This window comes from Neptuniibacter sp., from assembly GCF_024231755.1.
In the GTDB taxonomy this organism is placed as follows: Bacteria; Pseudomonadota; Gammaproteobacteria; order Pseudomonadales; family Balneatricaceae; genus Neptuniibacter.
On sequence record NZ_JAAEQH010000092.1, the window covers coordinates 1 to 21,640 of the forward strand.

Here is a 21,640-nt window from a genome sequence, read left to right on the forward strand (position 1 = left end):
AGAAGCGTATTCAGGAACTTGAAAAGCAGCTTAGAAAAGTTGAGCAAGAGAAAGAAATATTAAAAAAGGCTACCGCTCTCTTGATGTCAGACTCGCTGAACAATTCCAGATAATTAAGCGACTTGAAGGGAGCTTTCCGGCCAAGACATTATGTGACACGTTTGAGGTCCATAGAAGCAGTTATCGCTACTGGCGAAACAGGCCTGGTCGTTTGTCATCAAACGAGCTTCGAACAAGGCACTTAATTAAAACGGCACATCGATTAAGTAATGGGTCTGCCGGGGCGCGCTCCATTGCGAAAATCGTGACCACGATGGGCGAAGACCTTTCTCGTTATCGCGCAAGCCGAAGGATGAAGTTGCTGGGTTTAGTTAGCTCACAGCTTCCTAAGCATCGATATAGAAAGGCAGAACAGACACATATAGCCGTTCCAAATGTGCTAGACCGCTGTTTCGACGTGGAGCGACCAAACCAGGTATGGGTTGGAGATATCACCTATGTTTGGACAGGTAAACGCTGGGCATATCTTGCTGTTGTCATGGACCTTTATGCCCGAAAACCTGTTAGGTGGTCGTTATCACTGTCACCGGATAGTGTGTTAACAAAGAATGCACTGGAAATGGCCTATGAGTCCAGGGAGCAACCAAACGAACTGTTGTTCCACTCAGACCAGGGTTGCCAATATACCAGTATTCAATTCAGGTAAGTGCTGTGGCGATATCAAATAAAGCAAAGTCTAAGTCGTAATGGAAACTGCTGGGACAATGCGCCAATGGAAAGGTTTTTTAGAAGCCTGAAAACAGAATGGATACCAGAAACCGGTTATCGCTCATTCACTGAAGCGAAAGAGCAAATTACAAATTATATTGTTGGTTATTACAGTCGATATCGACCGCATTCGAAGAACGGTGGATTATCACCTAATGATAAGGAAGTAATGTACTGGAAAACCTATAATGCCGTGGCCAAAAATACTTGACCACTACAAACTGTCAGATAGTGCATGAGTGAGTAAAGCTGAAGTGTACTAGCTCAGCACTGATTGAGTCCCACTTTATTTTTCGTGTTCAATTAAAGATTGGTAACCAAGATCCGAGGCATTCCGTTGTACACTTTCCCTTTAAGTTGTCTTCCATTCGCCTTCTTCGAACGCTTCTTACCATCAGCGCCCCAACCACCCCACTGCTTAAAGAAAAAAGCTACACTTTGCTCTTCACATTGCGCTTGCATATTCGACGCCCATTCAGGTTTCATTTCTCTGGCTTGTGGTCCAGACTCGCCACCAACGATGACCCAATGGATATCACTCAGATTTACGCGCCCTAAATCTTCCAACAGTGGCTCGACAGATAGAAAGCGGATTGTCGCATTAACTTGGCGGAGATCGTCAATCCTACGCAGTCCCTGCTTTTTATTTTCAACGGTAACACCTATCCACGCGTTAACCGGAGGAATACGCGTACTAAAATACTCGGCCATACGGCGAGAGCGCTTCGTTAATATTTGATAAATATGTTGAGGCGTTTGTTGAATCACATCGAAGATTTTTTCAATAAACTCAAAAGGCACGTCCTCATGGAACAAATCACTCATCGAGTTAACGAAATATTTGGTGGGCTTTTTGCGCTTTAATGGCTCATTTAAGCGTTCTGGCATCAGCGATACATCAAAGCCGTTTTCGTAGCCATTCGCTCCCATAGCCTTTAATCGAACTGCCATTGCTTCGGCATAACAATGCTTGCACCCGGATGAAACTTTTGAGCAGCCTGTTACCGGGTTCCAAGTTTGTTCTGTCCATTCAATTTTACTGGTACCACTCACTCAACGCCTCCTTAGCAACCATTGTGTTTACTTACGTTAACGTGTCTTGACTGCCTATGCAATCGTCTTGTATTCTAAATTTAAAATATAAATCGGAATACAGAATATTGCAAGTCAAAGAGAAGTTAGCTGAGGCTGTAAATCACTATAAATCAACGCATGAGTTAACTTTTGAACAGTTAGCTAATGAATGGAAAGTGTGCAAAACGACGCTTCATCGCGCCAGCTCAAAAGATTGGAAGCGACCTTCTCGAAAATTAAAAGAGATAGCTGCACGTGTGAATGTAGATTTGCAGGAGCCAATTAAGGCGGAAAATTGCAAGCCTGTGCTTGCGGCAATTCAACAGATTTGGGATGGGTCGGATATGCATGCCAGAAAACTGGCCCGGTTAATGATTGATATCCACGATCTAGCTGCGAGGCAAAAACTTTAATAAGGCGTTATCGGGATAACTGAAGCGTCTATTTCTTGATGCAGGTTCGACATCAATCAATCCTTTTTTTTCAAATACTTTGAGGTATTTGGTTTTAATGCTATCTGTGGCGTAGTCTGTGGCATCAGATGCAATAAAATATAAAACCGTTTGAGCGGTTACATACCTATCCTTAAACGTAGCGCGAAGCGTGTCATGTAAGGGAGAGTAATCAATATCTATGGCAACAAGTTTAGTTTGCTGAATACCGCCTCGAAATTGATAGCTACCATCAGGAATATAACGCCATATGGCGCTTTTCATCTTCTCTATCCCTTTAATGTGAGTTGTCGCAAAGAAGATGGTGTAAACGTGGCGGTTGCCATTATACAACTCAAAGTGAAGAACTTGCTTGGCGCCAGCTTTTTTCAACTGGCTTTTATATAGTTCATTGAAGAACTTTCGCCTGTCGTTTTTACACTCAATATGGACACCATCCTGCCATCGCTCAGTCCCAAATAGTTCTGTCAAATGAGGACCAAATTCCGGGCTGCGTTTGAAACGATTGATAAACTCATACATAAACGAGATATATACCTCAGCTTTAGGATTACGCAAGATCCTCGATATGATTGACATGGGTGTATCGGACACGCCGAATGGATCAATCATAAAAAAGCTTGGCACCAATACTTTTCGATTTTTCTCAGTGTCATCCAGTAACTCTGAAAGACGCGATGAAAACGCCTTACAGTGAGCTTTCACAGCGACATTTGAGGGTACATCACTGAAATTCTTTTTTAGCAGTTCACATAGATGCGCATAGCGCTTAGGAGATTTTTCAAGGAAATAATAAATAATATGATTCGTTAGCTTATCCTGATAAAAATGCTCAAGATAAGTATTTAATAGAATTTGTGGGGAGCCTAACTCACCTCCTTCATATTCACCGGGTCCAGCAAATCCATCAACTACAAGTATTTTCTCATTGGTCAGTCCCATTACCGGCAGCCACGCCTGCATATAAGCCTTCAGCACCATGTGCTTCCCGATGGTATGCTCGTCCAGTTTCCATAACGTGTTCGTTGTAGCCATACCGCACCACCTTTCCTATCAGTTTATCTGTTGTAATTATTATCTGATCAAACCGCTATTTTTCATTTTTCTTTTCGTAAAAGAAGAATAAGTTTTGCTGTTTGTTGAGCCTAAGCCTGTCTGTGACCTTTATAGTGTTTGCTTTACGTCTCATACCTCCTTCTGAGCCAGTTAACACTTCCACATCGGGATTCAATATCATCATTTCGTGAATGTCATCACTATGTGCGGCGGTTTCGTTGTAGGCCAATTTATAAAACTCGTCCATTTCAAGCGTATCACCAGACTCTGAAATCATGCGCGGTATGTCTTCGTACAGCTCTTTTTTGGCGACTTCTCGTGAGTCACTGTTAAATAGGTATAACTGCACATCGTCCCCGGGAGTGTAAGACAGCATTTTCAAGCCAGCGCGGCCAAAATGCGCTTGTGTAGAGAAGTCTGAATGCAAAACATTATTAAATACCTGGCGTGCTCGATATGAACTAGCAAAATGCATCAGCCAGTACCGCCATCCCTTATTGTTATTAATTGAAAATGGACTGACGAATGGTGCTGCCTGCCCCAGGTATTCAAACACTGCCTTCTCAGCAGCGCCAAGCCACGCCGTTTTACCGAATTGGCCTTTTTCAAACTCAATGCTTAGACGCTGAATACTCTGTCTCAATTCTGGCTCTAATGTAACGTTATTTTTGGTAGGTGAAAGATAGGTGATCAAGCTCTGGATCATGAAGGTCAACAATATCTCAGCAGATTTCCAAGAAGCGATAATATCGCGCAGTATTGTTGTGCTTACGTGAATGTAGCCGCATTGGTCGAGATTAAAAAATACGTTGTTACACCCCACCGCTTTTAATTTTGGCTTAAGCTCCCAATAAAGCTCTTCAAAAGGCTGACTATAAAATTGGGTTTCGATGGATAGGTGTTCAATTTCTCGGCATTGTCGCAAAGGTTCAGCAATATTCTGCTTAAGCTCCTGTGTCACTTCAAAATCATAATCGTTTAAGCACAAGAGGCATGAAATAGATAACGGTCGCCAACCTTTGGCGTCTCGTTCTATGTTAATTTTGACTATCACTTCTATTAAGACTTCAACAAATAACAGTGAAGAGCCTGTGTGACCGCCCTCATATAACCCAGAGCCTGAAAATCCGTCTACGACAATCAACTTAAAGCTGGTAGTTGGAAACTGGCAGCGTGTTAGCAGATAGCTTCTAAAATACTCCCTAAGAATTTGGTGCTTTTTCTGCGTATGAGGTTCGAGTTCGACACCTTCCTTCCACTTATATGTCCTAGCTACCATCTGCATCCTTAAGCACGTGCTACATGCGCTAATACTTAGTCCAACAAATTAACGCTTGATATCAAAATTTCCACTATTCATTAAGGTAGGAATGACATTCGCCGCTAATATGTATCGCTAAGCAATTAACATCAGTCTCCGGCACAACAATGCCGTTGTTCAGTTCAATCCAATATACTGTTCCCAGACCTATCTCAGTTATCTCAAATCCATATAAGAACAAAAAATGGCTTCTGGTAGGCCAGAATTAGCTTTAATCAACCCTTTTAAAACTCGCTTAATATTGCAGTCCATCGCCATCCCTCCAAACTCATTATCAATGATGATCTAACCAGCAAATAAGAAATGTTCTGAAATTGTGTCCTTTTCCAATCGCTTTCGGTAAGTCGTTAAAAATGATAATCACCAAGACACTATCAAGAAAAGCGTTATGGCTTAAAAACCATAAACGTAAAATATACTCAAAAATCGATTGAGAAGTAACCTACATAATTTATGTAAAGCGTTTAAATAAGATCCTTTAATCTCACGTAAGTCAAATTAACTGTTATGAGCAACGTCTACTGTGGAAGTTCCTAGACGCTAGGTAGGATAGGTTCTACTCCGCAGACAGTAAGCTGCTTTTAACGCCGGAGCAATATAATTTGCCCTCGTATCTGCTTCTGATGCCACGCTCTCACTCCTTTGACCAAATCAGGCTAAACTATAATCTAGAAAGACTCTCTATAAGTAATCGGATAACTCTACAATCACTCCACTTCGCCGCAATACTTCATAATTAGCTTCGGGATCATCATCTCGCAATACCCTTAAGTCGCCGGCTATATACACTGGGGTATAACTAGCTACATCCCTTCTCTTTTTCTTTTTAGGCTTAGGATCTTTTAGTTCTTTTACCCTAGCAACCAATCCTAATAGATCTTCCTCTGGAAACTGCTCGACAGCTTGTTTCGCTATTATCGGCGCTATGTCACTACCAATATTGAGCTTTTTTAACAAAGCTACTAGCTGCGATAGTCTATCATCACTCTCAAATAATTCTTCCGTTTCAATTACATCTTCTACAACGCGCTCAAAGCCTGAATCAAGAATTACAACCTCTTTTAAAGGCAAATCCAGATCTTTAAATTTCTCGATTTCTTCTTTTCTACCGCTGCGTAGTGCATTAATCATCGGGTGAACAATAGACAATTTATCGTCATACACTTTTTTAACTAACTTTTTGTTAATTATTTCTTTGCCGACAACAACTGCCCGAACCTGACAAAGATAAAATAGGACAACGGCTATATGAGCAATACCTTGAGTATACTCCCAAAATACATCTCGGATCTCTTCTGTTAATGGGACTGGAGTTTCAAACCATTGAAGCTTCCACAATAGCGAAAAAAACTTCTCCCAACCGCCACTTTGCTCAGCGATCTCAGAACGGCTAAAGCGCTCCCAACTCAAGCCTCCAAACTGTGCCATTCGCCTCGAACTTCGCATGGTAGGGTTAAATATTTCCCTAGCTTTCGGAGTTCCAACAAATAGCACGGGGATCTTGATGACATTTGTTAACGCTACAAAGAAATTGATAATTCGCTCCGAACCTCCGGATTTGAATTCATCCAGATGCTGTATTTCATCAATGACAAGTATGCCTATTGAATGCAAAGCAGAAACCCTGGCTATGTCTCCTAACAATGATTCCGCTGAGGAGCGTGATTTTACATAGGTATCCTCATAATCGGTATTTAGTGCTTTATCCACCGCTCTGAAGAAGTTAATGCATAAACTCTTGACTGAACCATCATGCGGACACTCCAATTTAAGCCACACTAATTGCACGTGTTGATATTCAGGATGCAATATCGCTTGTTCATAACAATCTAAAATAGCTTCAACAGCCGTTGATTTTCCAGAGCCAGAACAACCGATAACCGAACTGACTAGCGCTTCGTTACCAGCATTTCTTCGTTTATTAACCGCCTTCACCCTGTCAACAGCACTTAACGACTCAACAAAGCTTTTATCAGCAATATTGCGACTTAAATAACCACTACGAATCATGCAAGATATAGTTTGTTCGAGCTCTGAATGGTATTTTGTTGGATATAAAAATTTATCCAGTATCCGCATCATTGCATGCCGTCTGATATGACTGGGTAGAGCCCGCTCTTCTTTGGTGATCTTAGGATACCTGAAAAGCAGTTTGGCAATTTGATCAGCCGAATTTATTGGTGGAAGCGCATTAATCAAGGGATGACCTGAATACTCCTCAAGCTCAGCGTCGATATACCTTGCTGTGATAAGTCTAGTCATCATCGTCCTCCAGGAATACATCCAAGTCAGGATAATCAAATGAATTGTGCTCGACATCATCAGATGAACGAATAGGAATTATCTTAGCGGGCTCCTCATTCTTCGATTGATCAGCAAGCTTATTTCTATCTTTTTGGCGCTCGTAGTCTCTCTCTGCTTGCCGATTGTCCCGAATACCTCTAATTCTTTCAGTTTTAGTCAATTCAGACACCGACTTTGATTGTTTATCTCTTTCATCCTTAACAATCTGCATAATCTCTTGTTGCAAGTCTGGTGCGTCAAAATCTTCCTGCTGCTTATACACAGCCTCAGTTTTTCTAGCCTGTCCCAGCACGAGTTTAGCTTCAGCAAAGGTCATATCGCGATATCTACGACTTCTATCGGATAATAAGCATACCCAGTATGAATCAAATCTACTATTCGGCCTTAAGTAAATTACACTTGTATTTCTAGGGTCATACGAGATGTCGACCGAGTCAGGTCGTATTACAGATTTAGAACGGTGTTGCAAGCCAGCTCGCAATGCTTCACTACTGCTATAAAACATCCCGTTAAACTTAATTCCAAGATTTGAGACCGTCGCTTTGCCCATAGGAAGCATATTAATATAAGTTAGTTCCTCATCAATCTGCCTTAATTTCCCGGTACGGTTTTTAACTCCCCAATTCCAAAGTTCAAGAGGATTTGCCGGCAACTCGGCTGGCATATCAGCGGCAAAGTCATATCCCTCGACGACGTGTTTTAAATTGTGATTAATTACATAGTGAATAACGATTTTAGTAAATGCTTCCAGAGTTAGTTCTGCATCTAGCTCATATCTAAAGCCAATTCGTTTCTTACCATTGAGTGGTTCAACAACACCTTGAGCATAAGGCTTTATTTTGGCGTGCGTTTCTTTAAACGCTCTTTCAACCACACCTTTGTCACTTCCAAAATAAGCCCGGGTATTAGTTAACGTTACTCCGAGCCGGTTAACCAAAACATCGGCTTGTCTTCCTAACAGTTCACCTCTGTCTGCAGTAATCGCTGCAGGAAGACCAACACTTGGCCACATAGATGAGTCAATTTGAATACCAAATTGTTGACAATATTTTACTTTATCAGAGAACGCATTTGCTAAAGCAATTGTTGCTGTTGCCCAGGACGGATTTTCTAAACCTACATACAGCCCTACAATCATTCGACTAAATACATCTTTAACATAATAAATAACCGGGCGACCCACGATGCGAAATCTGTTGAGGATTGAAACCAGATAAAGATCAACTATTGTCGCATCAATTTCATATCGGGCTCCCGGACCGAAATTTAGATTAGCGGATGTACTAGTTAAAGGCTTAGTGTCTTTTTTGAATACAATATCTGGAGTACGAGCTTTCAATACTTCTGTGATCTGATAATTGATCTTATAGAAATACCTGAATTGAGCCATTGTGGGGATACTGGTTTTATCCGCCTTTGGATGTCGCGATTTATAGAGTCCTACAGCTCTATCCTTTGCATCTTTCAGGTTCACCTTTTCATTTTTGAGGTAAAAACCATCAATTGCTAAACGGAATAAGTCTGCAACTTCGTCTGTAACAATAATGCCCTCACCGGAAGCATGCACACGTTTACGACCAAGCTTGTTTTTTACATTTCTTCTGGGGATACCAGCAGCTCCACATTTTTCATAATCCGGAGCCAACGCATCAGGCACCATCCCTCGTTTCCAATATCTCCTAAGTTGCCGAAGTATGTAGAGTCTTGATTTTTTTGCTTTGGAAACCTGTTCTCTAATCAGATGATTTCTGGAGGCTTTATCAAAAAGCAATGTATAGTTATCAAGTAAGTGCGAGATAGATTGATAAGCTTCATCCCTTTTTGATGCGGAAATACTTCCATTTTCAACTGGTGGTAAAATATATGGCTCAATTACCTGTGAAAATAGCTCTGGATTCTGTAACTCTTCAATTTCTACCCGAACAGGCCACGCATTATCATCATCGATATCAAAGGCCATAATGTAACTAAGATACTCAAAAACAACCCGATAACGTCGCTCAGCTAAATTTTCTAAATAAACTCTATTAAGATACATAATTCCCCCTAGGTTCAGAGAAAAGTGTATTAATAGTTAATTCATTAGTGTTCCATTGATAAAATGATTGGTCCAATTGAGCAATCACTAACTTTCTGGCAACCGCTAGCCGAAACGCTTCTATATGAAAACCGGGCTCTACTTGGTAGCTATCATCGAACTGAGCACATAAGCTACTAACTTTAGTATTTCTATATTTTAAGAGCCGCTCTACGATTATGAGTAATTCTTGATTTGAACGTTCTTGCGAGTCGTGAACTAATACAGGATGAATCCACTCTAAATTTTCTTTTAAACCTGGTTCGACTTGTTTTTCTGTGAATAACTTCCAGTCAGTATGCTTATTCTCCCAATAAGACTTCTCAATTTGCAGCTTATCCATAACACGAGGATCAGCGAGTTCATCGATATACTTAACACTAAGCGCTAACTGCTTTTGACTATTGAAGTCAAAAAGAAAGTCAGTTGTAACGACTTTAAGTTTGTCAGATACCTGAGGATGTTTTATGCCTAGCTGCCTGCATATTTCCAAAGAGTCGCTAATTGGAATTGGGTATTGCTCTCGGATATCAATTGTTTTCGATGAGTAATCAAATGAGAGGAAGGCGGACAACTCCAGACGAGAAAGTAGATGATGGACCCTACCAACCGTAGCACTATTACTACGACAACTTTCGCCCTGACTACTAAGCTCATGGATATAAATAAAAGGCTCATAATCTTTCCCAGCTCCCTTTCCACGAGTCTTTAGCTTTTTGAGGTCTTTGGGATCTACTGGTTTATTAGAATCTGACATAGAGACACCTCCTGATGCATTCAGCATACACCAAGAGGTTACTTTTTGAACAAACTTTATTATTTTTGATCAAACAATATTATTTTCGATCAAACTTTATTATCCGCCTACAATAAATGTGGTAATCAAATAAAGTTAGAAACTTACTGCTCTCCGAAGCCTATTAATCAATAAGATAATAGCCTTTGCAAATTAATAAAGTTGGTAACAGATTGCCCGTAAAACCCTAAAGCTATTTTTATAAAAATAATAAAGATAGTAACATTCAGAAAAATCCACTTCTACGTCACCCGATATCAGTTGACACGAATCACTTCTATTTATATAATTGACCGATCACTAAAGTAAATGGTGCTTTTATGTCTAATTTAGGTCGTCCAGTGAATTACGCGGCTCGAGAGGCCAAAATCGAAGCTATCCTTGATGCTGCCGTCCAATGCTTTGTTAAAAAGGGCTTTCATGGTGCAGGCATGGCAGAAATATCCCGTGCTGCAAAAGTCAGCCAGGCAAGTTTCTATCAATACTTTGCCTCAAAAAATGAACTCATTCTGGAAATTGCCAAACGCTATTCTTCTAGAGATCTTGATGCCTTGAGAAGAATTGAAAGTGCTAGTGATTTCATGGATGCTTTAGAGCAAGAGGCTTATCTCACAGGCGACAAAACAGGAACTATTATGTATCTGGAGATCCTCGCAGAATCATCCAGAAACCCAGAGATTAAGAAAGCGGTACAGGATTCAGGTCAAGAGCTCTTTGACACCTGTTGTGCCATGATCAAGAAATTACAGGATAAAGATGAGGCAAGTTATTTGCTCACACCCGAGCAGATAACCCACTATATCTTTGCCTACATTGATGGTTTGTCCTGCCAGATAGCGACTGCGGATATCGAGTATTCGCGGGAGCTTTTACGTCAGCTTGTTCAGACCCTTCTTACACCAAAAAAGTAATTAATATTTAAGCCATACCTCAAGAGGGTTTGATATGAGTTCGCCACTTTATATACTCGAACGATCAGTTATATTATTAAAGAAATTCAGCAAGTATGCATTGGTTAGCCTGCTTGTCCTATTCCAGGGTTGCAGCAGTGAAAGTATACCTGAGCCCACTGAGCAGAACATTCGAGTGGTTACGCTCAATGAAGTAGGTGCAAACGCGCATTACCAAGAATCTCGCTTTTCTGGAATAACACAAACAGAGAGCAGAGCGCAGCTCTCATTTGGCGTTCCTGGCAAAGTGCAAAAGGTGCTGGTAGATATTGGTAGCCGGTTAAAAGCAGGCGATATCATGGCGACACTGGATCTTGAGCCTTATCAACTCGCGGTCGATAACGCCCGTTCTGAAGCCTCAAAAGCGCAGATCGCGCTTGAAGAGCACCAAGCAAACTTTGAACGGCTTAATCGCCTCAAATCAAATAATGCAGTTTCACAGCAAGATCTAGACGCTGCTAGAACGCTTTTTTTAACCGCTCAAGCCTCTGCCCGTGAAGCACAAAGTAGAGTCAGACTCACAGAAAGAGAACTCTCTCAAGCAGTAATAAAAGCCCCTTATGATGGTGTTGTCTCTACCAGGCAAGTTGAACCCTTTGAAGAGGTCGCTCAGAATCAGGTCATTTTTACATTCGACAGTTCAGCCCAACTTATTGTTGAATCATCAATCCCTGTATCTTTGGCAAATGCTCTACGTTCTACAAATGAACAGGTTATCAGTATTAGTCATCAAGGGAAGTCTTTTGAAGCTGAGGTGTCCCACATCGCAGAGCGAGCAAGTAATGGTTTAAGCTTGCCGGTTAAACTGCGTATACAAGTGCCAGAGGGCAATTTTTTACCGCCAGGTATCGTGGTCGCAGTGAACTATCGACTGAAGAATAGCGAAAACGTTCTCTTGGTTCCTCACGGCGCAGTTTATGTTGAAGCAACAAGTAACAGTGCTTTCTTATACTCTTTTAACGGTGAGTCCAATACCGTTATTAAAAAACCTGTACAAATTATCGATATTCAACCTACAGGCTACATTATTAATGCTAAGTTGAAACTCGGAGAGAGATACGTAGCAGCCGGAGCGGCCTTTATCAGTGACGGGCAACAGGTTCGTGTTTTAGGGGAGACGCGTTAATGTCAATTACAGGCTTCTCACTTGCTAACAGCCGTTTAGTGCTCTTTCTGTTTTTTATGCTTACGAGCATAGGGTTGGCGTTATACCCGAGTTACCCGTCGCAGGAAGAGCCCACACTACCGATAAATGTCACTGTGATTACCGCTTATCATCCCGGCTTAGATATTTATCAAACGGAATCGCTATTGGCGCGCCCGGTTGAACGTGCTTTGCGTGAACTGGAAGAAACTAAAAATATCACGACGTCTATTCGTGCCGGAGAGATCCATATCTCTTTGGAAATTAAGGACGGAACACCAGACTACGCGCAATCATGGCTCAGAGTCAGAGCGAAAATGCAGGATGTGCAAAACTCTCTTCCCGATGGTGTTTCTGGGCCTTTTGTTAACGATAGTTATGACGCCGTTGCCGTGATGACTGTTGCAATTAGTGCCCCCAATCACACTTTTGAGCAACTCAGAAATAAAGCCAGTGAGCTGCGGGATTTTCTTTACGATATCCCCGGTATGGATAAAGTCACCTTGCATGGTGTCACTGAAGAGCAAGTGACTATCAATCTAAAGCCATTTGCTGCGTCCAGATTTTCGATCAAGCCTAATGATATCTACCTGCAATTGCATAAAAACAATACGCTTGATGATATTGCCAGAGTGAATTTTAGCGATCAGGAAAGTCGTATTTATGTCAGAGGTGGCTATAACTCTATTGAAGATATTAAAGCGATACCTATTGTGCTGCCGGACGGCAGCCAGTTACCACTTGACACGCTAGCTGATGTAATAAGGACAACTGCACAACCGCTTAATACCGCCGCCTATCTAAATGGGGGGCAGGCTATTGTTGTTGCAGGTTATATGACACCAGGCGTTAACATGGTCGATTTCAATGATCGCCTTCGTACACAAATAGCGCAGTGGGAATACGATTTACCCGCAGGCTTTCAATTGAAAATCATTACCGACCAAGGTGAAGTTGTTAATCAAGTCATATCCAAAATGATTTCAACCCTTTTGGAAACGATCCTGGTCGTAACCGCAGTCACTGTTATCGCACTGGGTTTACGCGCTGGTTCATTGGTGGGACTTGCTGTCCCCATTACAGGCATTATGACATTAGTCGTTTTACGTGTGCTTGGTGTTGAGCTTAATGAGGTTAGTATCGCCTCGTTTATCATTGCACTTGGGATCTTGGTTGATAACCCGATGGTGATTGTTGAGGATATCTCAAAACGTATTAATCAAGGTGAGTCTGGGAAATCAGCAGCCTTACACGCCGGAAAGACACTGGGTACGCCAATGCTGATTGCTAGCCTAACGGTTATCCTGGCATTCGCCCCACCTATGTTCACCGATAATATCACTGCGATTTATATGCAGACGCTAACCATCGTCATTGGCGTCATGCTGATCATTTCCTGGTTTGTTGCCATTATGCTGGTACCGATTTTGGCGCAGTGGTCTATAAGGAAAGGGAAAAACACTTCTGAGCAAAGTAAGCTCTCGCGCTTAATGATGATCATGTCTCGCTTTTGGGACAAAGTCATTATCTGGCCAAAAGCATTTTTAGCAGGTGCGACGGCAAGCCTGATCCTATCGTTATTTTTATCTGCGACTATTCCAGAGGCATTCTTTCCACCGTCTGAGCGCTCACAAATGCAAATATCCCTTGAGCTCCCAGCAGGTACGCCTGCAAACCGCACAGCTGAAGTTGCACAAGAAATGACGCGATGGCTTGCTGAGGAACAACGTTTTCCCCAGATTACAGGCGCTACTGCTTATGTTAGTGAAGGGGGGCCACGCTTTATCCTGGGCCTGAATCCGCCAGATCCGGCCCCGCACACCGCTTACTTTGTTGTCAATCTTAGTAAAGAAACCAATGTTGCGGCTTTTGTAAGCCAACTTAGGGCTGAGATGCCTCCTGTTTTCCCCTATGCCAAGCTCGGGATTAACCCGTTTTTCATGGGCTCCACCCCTCCAGGCGAAGCAGCCATTAGAATCATCGGCAACAACCATAGTAATTTATTACAGGCTGCTGCAACGATTCAAGAGGCGCTTAGCAAAGTAGATGGAACCATTAACATCAAGCAGGACTGGGAACAACCTATCCCCAGCTTAGTGGTAAATTTAGACCAAGCCGCAGCAAGCTATGCCGGAGTCACACGAGAAGACATTTTTTCCGCTCTTAGGAAAAATACTCTCGGAGAGAGTACATCTGAGCTTCGGGAAGGAGAGTTCTTGCTGCCTATTATGCTGGCAATGCCAACAGATAACGCGTCACTGTCGCAGTTAAATAATATTCAGATTTTCTCACAATCTTCTGATAAAACCGTTTATTTATCAGAAATTGCTCGCGTTGACACAGAGTTTCATCCGTCAATTGTGAAAAAGAGAAACTTACGGCCAACCCTGACGGTGACAGCGCTTAATCCGGCGATGACCTCTAAAGAGTTGGTTTCCAACATCGCAGAAACGTTGGAGCAAGTTCGTAATACTGGCAAAGTGCAAATCGAGTTTGGCGGAGAGATTGAAGAGAGCGAGGTAACCGCAGAAGCTATTTTTGCTTTCCTACCACTTTGTGTACTTATGATGATCATTTTATTCATCCATAAGTACAACTCGTTTCGTAAGGTGGCGATCATTGTACTAAGTATCCCCTTCTGTGCCATTGGGTTACTTTTAGCACTGATCATTTTCAGGCTGCCTTTCGATTTTATGGCTAATTTAGCGATATTCGCCCTAATAGGCATTATTGTGTCGAATGCTATGCTAATTATCGAACAAATTGATATCGAGAAAGACGCAGGAAAATCTGAGCTTGAATCACTCAAATCGGCTTTAATGCAACGGTTTCGCCCTATTATGTTGACACAAATAACCACTATTTTAGGGCTGCTTCCTTTGCTTATCGCCAATGATCCGCTATGGCGCTCGTTTAACGTTGTGATAATGGGCGGCCTTATTTCAGGCACCATTGCATCCTTTATCGTTGTGCCAAGCTTATATGTTTTATTCTTCACAAAAAAAGCAGCAAGGGCAATCTAAATGAATGACTTATTACTCTATATCAGTGTATTTGTCGGGGCGGCAATTCCGGTGCTCGAAGTTTGGATTGCCGTCCCATTGGGTGTTATTGCTGGGTTACCATGGTTTCCAGCTGCACTTGCAGGCTTTTTCGGAAATTTGCTTTCGCTGTTACCCATAATTTATGCCAGTGAAAAAGTTAAGTTATTTATGAAGCGCTGGCGAAATAAACCCGAAACTGAGCAAGTTGCCCACGACATAACGGATCGTAAACATGTAATTATGGAAAAATTTGGTGTTCCGGGCTTGGCTTTTCTGGGGCCATTTTTGATTGGTATCCATGCCGCTGGTGCATTTGCAATTGCCATTGGGGCTAACAGAAAGGTTGTTATGTTTTGGTTTACCTTGTCACTGCTGGTCTGTTCGTTACTATTTGGATTTTTGGCGTCATTGGGGATCACTCAAATAGGAGAAGAAAAACAGCTTCCCTTTATGTAGTGGCACAAACAGAAGCTTTTCCGCTAGCCAGCCCAAGGCTGGCTAGCGTTACTTAAAAGTTACCGATGCTCATAATGGGTAACTTCACTCCTCGCCAAATTCAGGCTCATCCCCATATCTATCTCAACTATATCGGCTACACTATTAACTTAGGCTAGTATCATAGTCTAGGATAATAAGCTTCTCGATTGCTATATTATTAAAACAGTTATGTTACGATAATCTAATCTCCTTATAAACTCGCTCAGCCCAATGTTTAATTGACTCATTTTCAAGGAATCCTTTATTTTCAGATGATGATTTTGGATGAGGCACACGCTTATATCTATCACTAAAGAGCTTTTTGATTAGCGCTGTAGGCCATGCCAGTGATTTTTTTAATAACCTGATTTCCAACTCTCGAAGAGTGCGTTCCCAATCAAATTGGACATGCGGCTTCAACAGGAGTGTCGATAGTCTGTTCTTATTATCGGAAGTATCCACTTCTATCAATGCGTACTCTTGACCATCCTTTTCAATTCGATGAAAAGCCAGACAACGTGGGTTACCATCTGCAAGCAAGTGTTTGGAGTAACCATCAATAGTGGGAAGCTTTCGGATTTCCCTGTGGATGTGGCGGTAACCCGACATGCCAACCAATTGCAGCACCATAGCGTTAAAGGCTTCAAATTTATCCGCATAGAGATGTGCGTCGTCGCTCTTGTCTTCCATGCCATCATAATCTGCTGAAGGTAATGTACCGTGAGTACTGGCCTCATCCGTACTTACTTCAAAGCCAGTATTTTCTGGAGAGTCTGACGAGTCGCCCTCCTGGCCCAAACAGCCAGTCTGTCCTTTTCCCTTACCTATGCGAGTTGTCCGAATGGGATTAGCAAACTCAAATGCGACGGCTGGCGTTTCAATCCGGATTTCTGTTTGATCAGTATCTGGCTCTTGTTCGTCATCAATTTCCAATTCTGGGCCGGATTGCGGGCCCGGTCGAACAGCATACCCCTGGCCTGCTCGCCTCTCAGCGAATCGGGGATCGATAAAATCGACATAGGCGGGACAATCACCGGTTAGATTAGAAACACCATAAATCTCATACACAAAAAACGCTTTTCGCTCCTGATCGAAATGACCTCGAAGTGTCAGCTCAGCACCTGAGAGCTTCGGTGGTTCAAACTGAAAACGCCACAGACGGTATTTGTCTGTGTCATAACCGTTCTGAAGTTGGTAACGGACAATACTTTCAAAAGATTGCCGCACATCATCATCCAATAAGATCCAAGCTAACAAACGTCTTAATGCATAGTCACCTCTGACGTACAGCGGTAGCGTGCAGATTGGTAGAATATTGATGAGCGCTTTGCTCAACTTATCTAAGCGCTGGACATCAAACTCCTGAGAGAGTCCGTTGGGGATCAAAGCTAAACGCGTTATATAGGCGTGGTGGAAGAACAGCACTCGCGCTAATTCGAGCTGAGGAAGATAATACTGCGTTCCACCAAATTCAAAATTAAAGCACCATTGCTGTCCATCATCCTGCCGATTTACCACCGGAATTGGACAGGCTTCGATAGGTTCAGTACGCCAATGACGAGTATTTTCTATCACAATACGGGACTGGAATCCGGCAGGGCGTGGTTGTTCGCTTGCATTGACCACCCTGCGTCTTGCTAAGACCGGAATTTGAGAGACACCAAAATATTGTTTCTTTTGGCCTGGTGCCAATTTGACATTAATGTGCCAATCAGGGCCATCATGGCGGCGAAATAAAGAGCCAATCTCTCGGATAACACTGTTATTTTCTACACCTTTGAACTTCATGTTCCGTATCCACTAAATTTTCCAAATACTGCCTGGCAGGCTCCATCATTCGTTCTTCACTCAATCCGGCGTTTCGCAACAATCGCCACCTTGGCGGAGAGTCAAAGAGAACCCGTAAATCGTCATAGGCATTTTGCAAACGTCGGATCTGGTACTGGGGGACACTTTCCGAATTAGCCACCAAAAATGCCGAAGTCCGTGGCAGTTGATGGAGGTTTTTCTCAAGGGTTGAGAGATTGCCAAGCAACTTAAGGTAGTTGGTTCTTGAGCGCCTGGGTCCTTGTTGATTTGCATTCAAAAACGTAGCCAGTTGTCGAAGTGCTTGCAGATATTCCCGATCCCGTTTGTCCCAATCAATACGTGGTACGTTATGGTTTGCCTTGTCTTGTGCATAACGATGGTTAACGTCCAACAGCCAGTCGCGATGACTTCGATAAAGTCTGGCATACAAGGCTGGTGATGTTTTTCTGGCTTGAAGGGGTTGACGAGATGACAACAATTCGAGCCAAGCTTCCTGATCTGGCGTTTGACTGCTCGACTGTTGCATCACAACCTTAACTTGTTGTGGCGTTTTACGTGTTGGTTTCCGGCTTACTTCATCAAGTACATCGTCTATCTGCCAGCGGCTATCCAGCAATGCCTGATGAACAACAATATGCTGAAGATAATTGAAACTTTTTCGATGCTTGCGGAAGATTGCTTTCAGCCAGTCTGAGTCATCAATATCGGAACTGAGAGGCATCAGACGGTTTAGGATTAACCAAGCGGCAGGCCACACCTTTAATACCTTATTTTTTATCGCCGAGTGGTCAACTTGAGCTTTTCCCCGGTAAAAACCCAGTCGATAAGCAAGGCTGCGATAATGCTCTGTCCATTGCTCAAAGCTGGGTGATGCTTGAGCAGGCCGAACTAACAACCGTCGCACCTGAGTGGTTATCCAGTCAGATATTCCCATTCCCTTTTGCTGTTTACTCACATGACAGTGTTCAGGTGCCGCAGCGATAAAGCGATGACGTTCAATCAAGGGGCGAGCAATCCGCGTATCCATCAGCACACCGTGTTCAGGGCACGATTCCACCCCGGCAACCTGCCATTCTCGTCGCCAAAAATACTCACCATATTGTTCACGTTGAGCGGCTATGCAACCGGGACAGTACCTGACAAAACGCGGGGATTTAATGCGAGAGGCGGCAACCCCTAATGCCAGATGAGCGGCACCCTGAGTACCCTGGTACAACCAATTCATGCACTGAAGCCGTCGAGCCTCTGGTACAAAAGGTGCGTAAAGCGGAAATAAGCTATGACTATAGATCAACCTATCAGGTGTAAACTCCTCTGGAAGCCAGCGAGAGAGCGTTGCAAGATGGTTGGGTAAGTCTATCGTTGCGATAATACTGCGAGATTCGAAGACATCATCCAACAGTTGCTTTGGGCTGGTCAGCCCTTGCCGGACACCTGCTCTGGCCACGGTGCTATACATCAACTCCTCTGTGTAAGGTATAGGAAAATTTAACACAGCCATCACCCAAAGGAATTAACCCAGTCCTGGGCATCAAAAAACAGGCCGTTGCGGCCAAGTGATTCCTGGAAGGTTTCTTCGTTTGCGGACTGAGAGAATAGGAAGCGCAAGTCTTCTGAATCCAGGGTATGCCAGTCAGCTTTCCTCACAGCCTTAAGTTTGGGTGTGGTTGACGCTGGTTCTTCTATCTCTGCATTCTGATACCAAGAGAGGATCAGCGGCATAAGGTCCTTCATCACAAGGCCCGGGTGATCCTCAAACGCTCTGTTGATCAGAGGTTCAAGCAGCTCAGAGGCATACCCCATATCAACCAGCATATTGTGCAAACGAACAGCTTGTTCATTACCCCCATACTTGACTACGGTATCAATGCTTTCCTGGTTAGAGCGCAGCAGGTGTCCCAGCTCCAGTATTTTTCTATCTACGTCGGGGATAGTCAGATCTGAGTAACGCGCTATTTTTGTTACATCACCCGACCGTAACGCATCAATCATGGGGTGGATAGGTTTTAGCTCATCCTGATATACCTTTCGCATCAAGGTGGGGGTAATGCGCTCAATTCCGGTGACAACAGCCCGGATCTGTGACAGAACAAACAACTTGATGACGACATCCATAATGCCTTGTGAAAGCTCGTACCAAGTATCTCTAATCTCATCGGTCACTTCAGGGGATGCTTTAGTCAGCCATTGATACTTCCACAAACGGCCAGTGAAGGCTCCCCACTCGGTACGGGATACCTCCTGCTCGCCTGAGGGCTTGCTTAAAGGCTCCCATAGTATTGAACCAAAACCTGCACCACGGCGAGCGGACCGCAAATCCAGTTCAAAGACAGATCTGGCCTTTGGTGTCCCCACCATGACAACCGGGACCGAAATTTCATTAACCAGTGTGACAAAGAAATTGAGCATGCGCTCGGCACCTCCTGAGTTCTTAACACTCAGATGCTGGATTTCATCAATCACTAACAGTCCAATTGCGTGGGTGTTGGCAATGTGTGCCATTACCGCAATCAAGGTTTCTACGCTATGTCGTTTTTCCACGTAGCGACGTACGTAATTCGTGGCGAGTACCGCGTCAATTTCCCGAAAGAAGTTATGACACAGGCTTTTCAACGAACCGTCATGCGGGCAGTCAATTTTAAGGAAAACGATCTGCGTGAAGTTGTAGGCTTCGTGATATATCAACTGGGGATAGGTTGCCAGAATACGGTTCAATGAGCTTGTCTTGCCTGAACCAGAACAACCGATGAAAGCCAGACTCTTAGCGGTGGATTCCACATGCTCGAACCGGAAAACAGCCAAATCCCCCTGCATGACACGCTCATAACCATTCTGGATGTGGGCATTCAGTTCGCCTGTCGCCAGATTTCTGCCAACATACCCTTGTCGAAGCATGACTGATAATTTTGACTCCAGTTCAATGTGACGGGATAGCGGCTGGAAAAAATTATCAAGTAATTGAGATATGACATGAATACGGGTCTGGCCATCAAGATAAACGTCGGTTGGGCGAAACGTAATTTGACCCGATAACCCGTCCTTTAGCTGACGCCGGTCCAGAATCGGCGGCAAAGCTTCAATGAGCGGGTTTCCTTGGTACTGACTGATCCCGGTATCATTATAAATTGCCTGCACCATGCCTTTGGGTAACGTCATTCATCATCTCCAAACAGGTCATCCAGAAAATCTGGGAAAGCCCCATCTTCGGGCTGATCAGTCAAATACCTGACATCTGCTTTGGGTTTCGGCTCAGTAGCCTTGTTATCCGCTCGACGTTTCTGGCGTTCCTGATCACGGGCTTCCCGTCGGTTTTGATTGATGCCAGCCAAAGTTCCTGTTTTTGATTCACCAAAGTAGGAAGGACGTAACTTTTCCGCGTTTTGGATGGTTTCCTGAATCACATTTTCCAGCGATCTTTTGCTTTCCCTCTCTTTCAATTTAGCTGCTGCTGTTGATTTTCGTTGTTGCTGCTGGCTGTCCCATAACTCCCACATCGACCGGCCCCTAAATTCCCTTGAGCGGTCTGTTAGCGAGCACTCCCAATAATCTGATTTTGTTGCATCTGGGAAGACATAAATGATGTCGGTTACCGCGGGGTCATACGCCGCCATAAAGGGGCCAGGTCGCTGTTGCCCGGTTCTATGGAGCCAGCCAGACGCCAGCAGCTCCCTACAGGTATAAAACGCACCGAAGCATTGAATACCGTAATCGGAAAGCGTTACTTTTTGACGAGGCAACAATGCCAGCTTCAGCGCCGACTCCGATGTGTTACGTAGCCGTCCGCTACGATTTTGAATACCCCATTGCCAGATATTAATTGGTACAGGTGCGAGTGTATCCGGCATATCCGGATCGCGGTCATACTTGACCAATACCGAACTCTGGTTGCGATGCAGGATAGAGCCGATAATTATTTTAGTGAATTCGTCCAATGTAAGTGTTGCATCCAACCGATAATCTTTCCCGCCGCGCTTTTTGATGGTGGTTCCAGCAACCACTCCTGGTGCAAACGGCTTGAAGTCTGCTTGAATAGTACGAAAATGCCGCTCAACGATACCCTTCGCATCCCCACGATAAGGTGGTGTATTTTCAATCCGAACACCAAAGGCCTGCTCCAGATATTCAATTTGATGGCCCAGCAACTCACCACGATCAGCCAAAATGACGTCCGGCAGTCCAATCGACGGCCAATCCTCTGGCTCGATGTCATAACCGAAAGACTGGCATATCGTAAGCGATCAATATAGACCCGGATCACCCCATTTTATCTAAGTCGCTCGTTAATTTTTTGTCCGCGAATCTCTCTTTCCAGACTCTTGGCGTCAGGTCGAGTACGTCTTTGGCCGGATGCAGTGCTACACGCTGCAA

The 21,640-nt window shown here is 43.6% G+C and carries 15 protein-coding genes and 1 pseudogene; 6 read left to right on the forward strand and 10 right to left on the reverse strand.

Annotated elements, in window-relative coordinates:
• Window positions 1-979 (forward strand): annotated as a pseudogene (locus tag GY843_RS04220) (IS3 family transposase); the annotation flags it as partial.
• Between the two features lie 92 nt (window positions 980-1,071).
• Here GY843_RS04220 and GY843_RS04225 read toward each other — a convergent pair.
• On the reverse strand, window positions 1,072-1,821 hold the full coding sequence (locus GY843_RS04225; RefSeq protein WP_297306863.1) for a DUF5131 family protein: 750 nt from the start codon (window positions 1,819-1,821) through the stop codon (window positions 1,072-1,074).
• Window positions 1,822-1,928: 107 nt separating this feature from the next.
• Between GY843_RS04225 and GY843_RS04230 the strand changes: the two genes are divergently transcribed.
• On the forward strand, window positions 1,929-2,255 hold the full coding sequence (locus GY843_RS04230; protein ID WP_297306865.1) for a hypothetical protein: 327 nt from the start codon (window positions 1,929-1,931) through the stop codon (window positions 2,253-2,255).
• On the opposite strand, the gene GY843_RS04235 is transcribed toward GY843_RS04230, so the two are convergent.
• The 5 genes from GY843_RS04235 to GY843_RS04255 all read right to left on the reverse strand — a co-directional run bounded on the left by GY843_RS04235 (window position 2,232) and on the right by GY843_RS04255 (window position 9,809).
• Entirely contained in the window at window positions 2,232-3,329 is a 1,098-nt protein-coding gene (locus GY843_RS04235; protein ID WP_297306867.1) for a three-Cys-motif partner protein TcmP, read from the reverse strand. The genes GY843_RS04230 and GY843_RS04235 overlap by 24 nt on opposite strands.
• Before the next feature lie 55 nt (window positions 3,330-3,384).
• Window positions 3,385-4,629, reverse strand: coding sequence for a three-Cys-motif partner protein TcmP (locus GY843_RS04240; protein WP_297306869.1), 1,245 nt, complete (start codon window positions 4,627-4,629; stop codon window positions 3,385-3,387).
• A gap of 723 nt (window positions 4,630-5,352) precedes the next feature.
• The gene (locus GY843_RS04245) at window positions 5,353-6,936 is read right to left on the reverse strand and encodes an ATP-binding protein (protein WP_297306872.1); all 1,584 of its coding nucleotides are present in this window, start codon (window positions 6,934-6,936) and stop codon (window positions 5,353-5,355) included.
• Window positions 6,926-9,013, reverse strand: coding sequence for a Mu transposase C-terminal domain-containing protein (locus tag GY843_RS04250; protein WP_297306874.1), 2,088 nt, complete (start codon window positions 9,011-9,013; stop codon window positions 6,926-6,928). The genes GY843_RS04245 and GY843_RS04250 overlap by 11 nt, the downstream gene beginning before the upstream one ends.
• Window positions 9,003-9,809 (reverse strand): TnsA endonuclease N-terminal domain-containing protein, encoded by an 807-nt coding sequence (locus tag GY843_RS04255; RefSeq protein WP_297306876.1) that lies wholly within the window; start codon window positions 9,807-9,809, stop codon window positions 9,003-9,005. Before GY843_RS04255 ends, GY843_RS04250 begins: the two co-directional genes overlap by 11 nt.
• Before the next feature lie 359 nt (window positions 9,810-10,168).
• Between GY843_RS04255 and GY843_RS04260 the strand changes: the two genes are divergently transcribed.
• The 4 genes from GY843_RS04260 to GY843_RS04275 are packed head-to-tail and all read left to right on the forward strand — an operon-like array spanning window position 10,169 to window position 15,442.
• Window positions 10,169-10,759: a TetR/AcrR family transcriptional regulator gene (locus GY843_RS04260; protein WP_297306878.1), complete on the forward strand. Its 591-nt coding sequence runs from the start codon at window positions 10,169-10,171 to the stop codon at window positions 10,757-10,759.
• 34 nt (window positions 10,760-10,793) lie between these two features.
• On the forward strand, window positions 10,794-11,924 hold the full coding sequence (locus GY843_RS04265) for an efflux RND transporter periplasmic adaptor subunit (protein WP_297306880.1): 1,131 nt from the start codon (window positions 10,794-10,796) through the stop codon (window positions 11,922-11,924).
• Window positions 11,924-14,965 carry an efflux RND transporter permease subunit gene (locus GY843_RS04270; protein ID WP_297306882.1) on the forward strand — a complete coding sequence of 1,014 codons (3,042 nt, stop codon included), beginning with the start codon at window positions 11,924-11,926 and terminating at the stop codon, window positions 14,963-14,965. The genes GY843_RS04265 and GY843_RS04270 overlap by 1 nt, the downstream gene beginning before the upstream one ends.
• Window positions 14,966-15,442 (forward strand): small multi-drug export protein, encoded by a 477-nt coding sequence (locus GY843_RS04275; protein WP_297306884.1) that lies wholly within the window; start codon window positions 14,966-14,968, stop codon window positions 15,440-15,442.
• A 213-nt stretch (window positions 15,443-15,655) separates the two neighbouring features.
• On the opposite strand, the gene GY843_RS04280 is transcribed toward GY843_RS04275, so the two are convergent.
• The 4 genes from GY843_RS04280 to GY843_RS04295 are packed head-to-tail and all read right to left on the reverse strand — an operon-like array spanning window position 15,656 to window position 21,432.
• Window positions 15,656-17,251 carry a Tn7-like element transposition protein TnsE gene (locus GY843_RS04280; protein WP_036149710.1) on the reverse strand — a complete coding sequence of 532 codons (1,596 nt, stop codon included), beginning with the start codon at window positions 17,249-17,251 and terminating at the stop codon, window positions 15,656-15,658.
• The gene (locus GY843_RS04285) at window positions 17,226-18,773 is read right to left on the reverse strand and encodes a TnsD family Tn7-like transposition protein (RefSeq protein ID WP_022992604.1); all 1,548 of its coding nucleotides are present in this window, start codon (window positions 18,771-18,773) and stop codon (window positions 17,226-17,228) included. The genes GY843_RS04280 and GY843_RS04285 overlap by 26 nt, the downstream gene beginning before the upstream one ends.
• A complete protein-coding gene (locus GY843_RS04290) occupies window positions 18,773-20,428 on the reverse strand; it encodes an AAA family ATPase (RefSeq protein ID WP_022992605.1) in 1,656 nt (551 codons plus the stop codon). Before GY843_RS04290 ends, GY843_RS04285 begins: the two co-directional genes overlap by 1 nt.
• Entirely contained in the window at window positions 20,425-21,432 is a 1,008-nt protein-coding gene (locus GY843_RS04295; RefSeq protein ID WP_297306889.1) for a Mu transposase C-terminal domain-containing protein, read from the reverse strand. The genes GY843_RS04290 and GY843_RS04295 overlap by 4 nt, the downstream gene beginning before the upstream one ends.
• Between the last annotated feature and the right edge of the window lie 208 nt (window positions 21,433-21,640).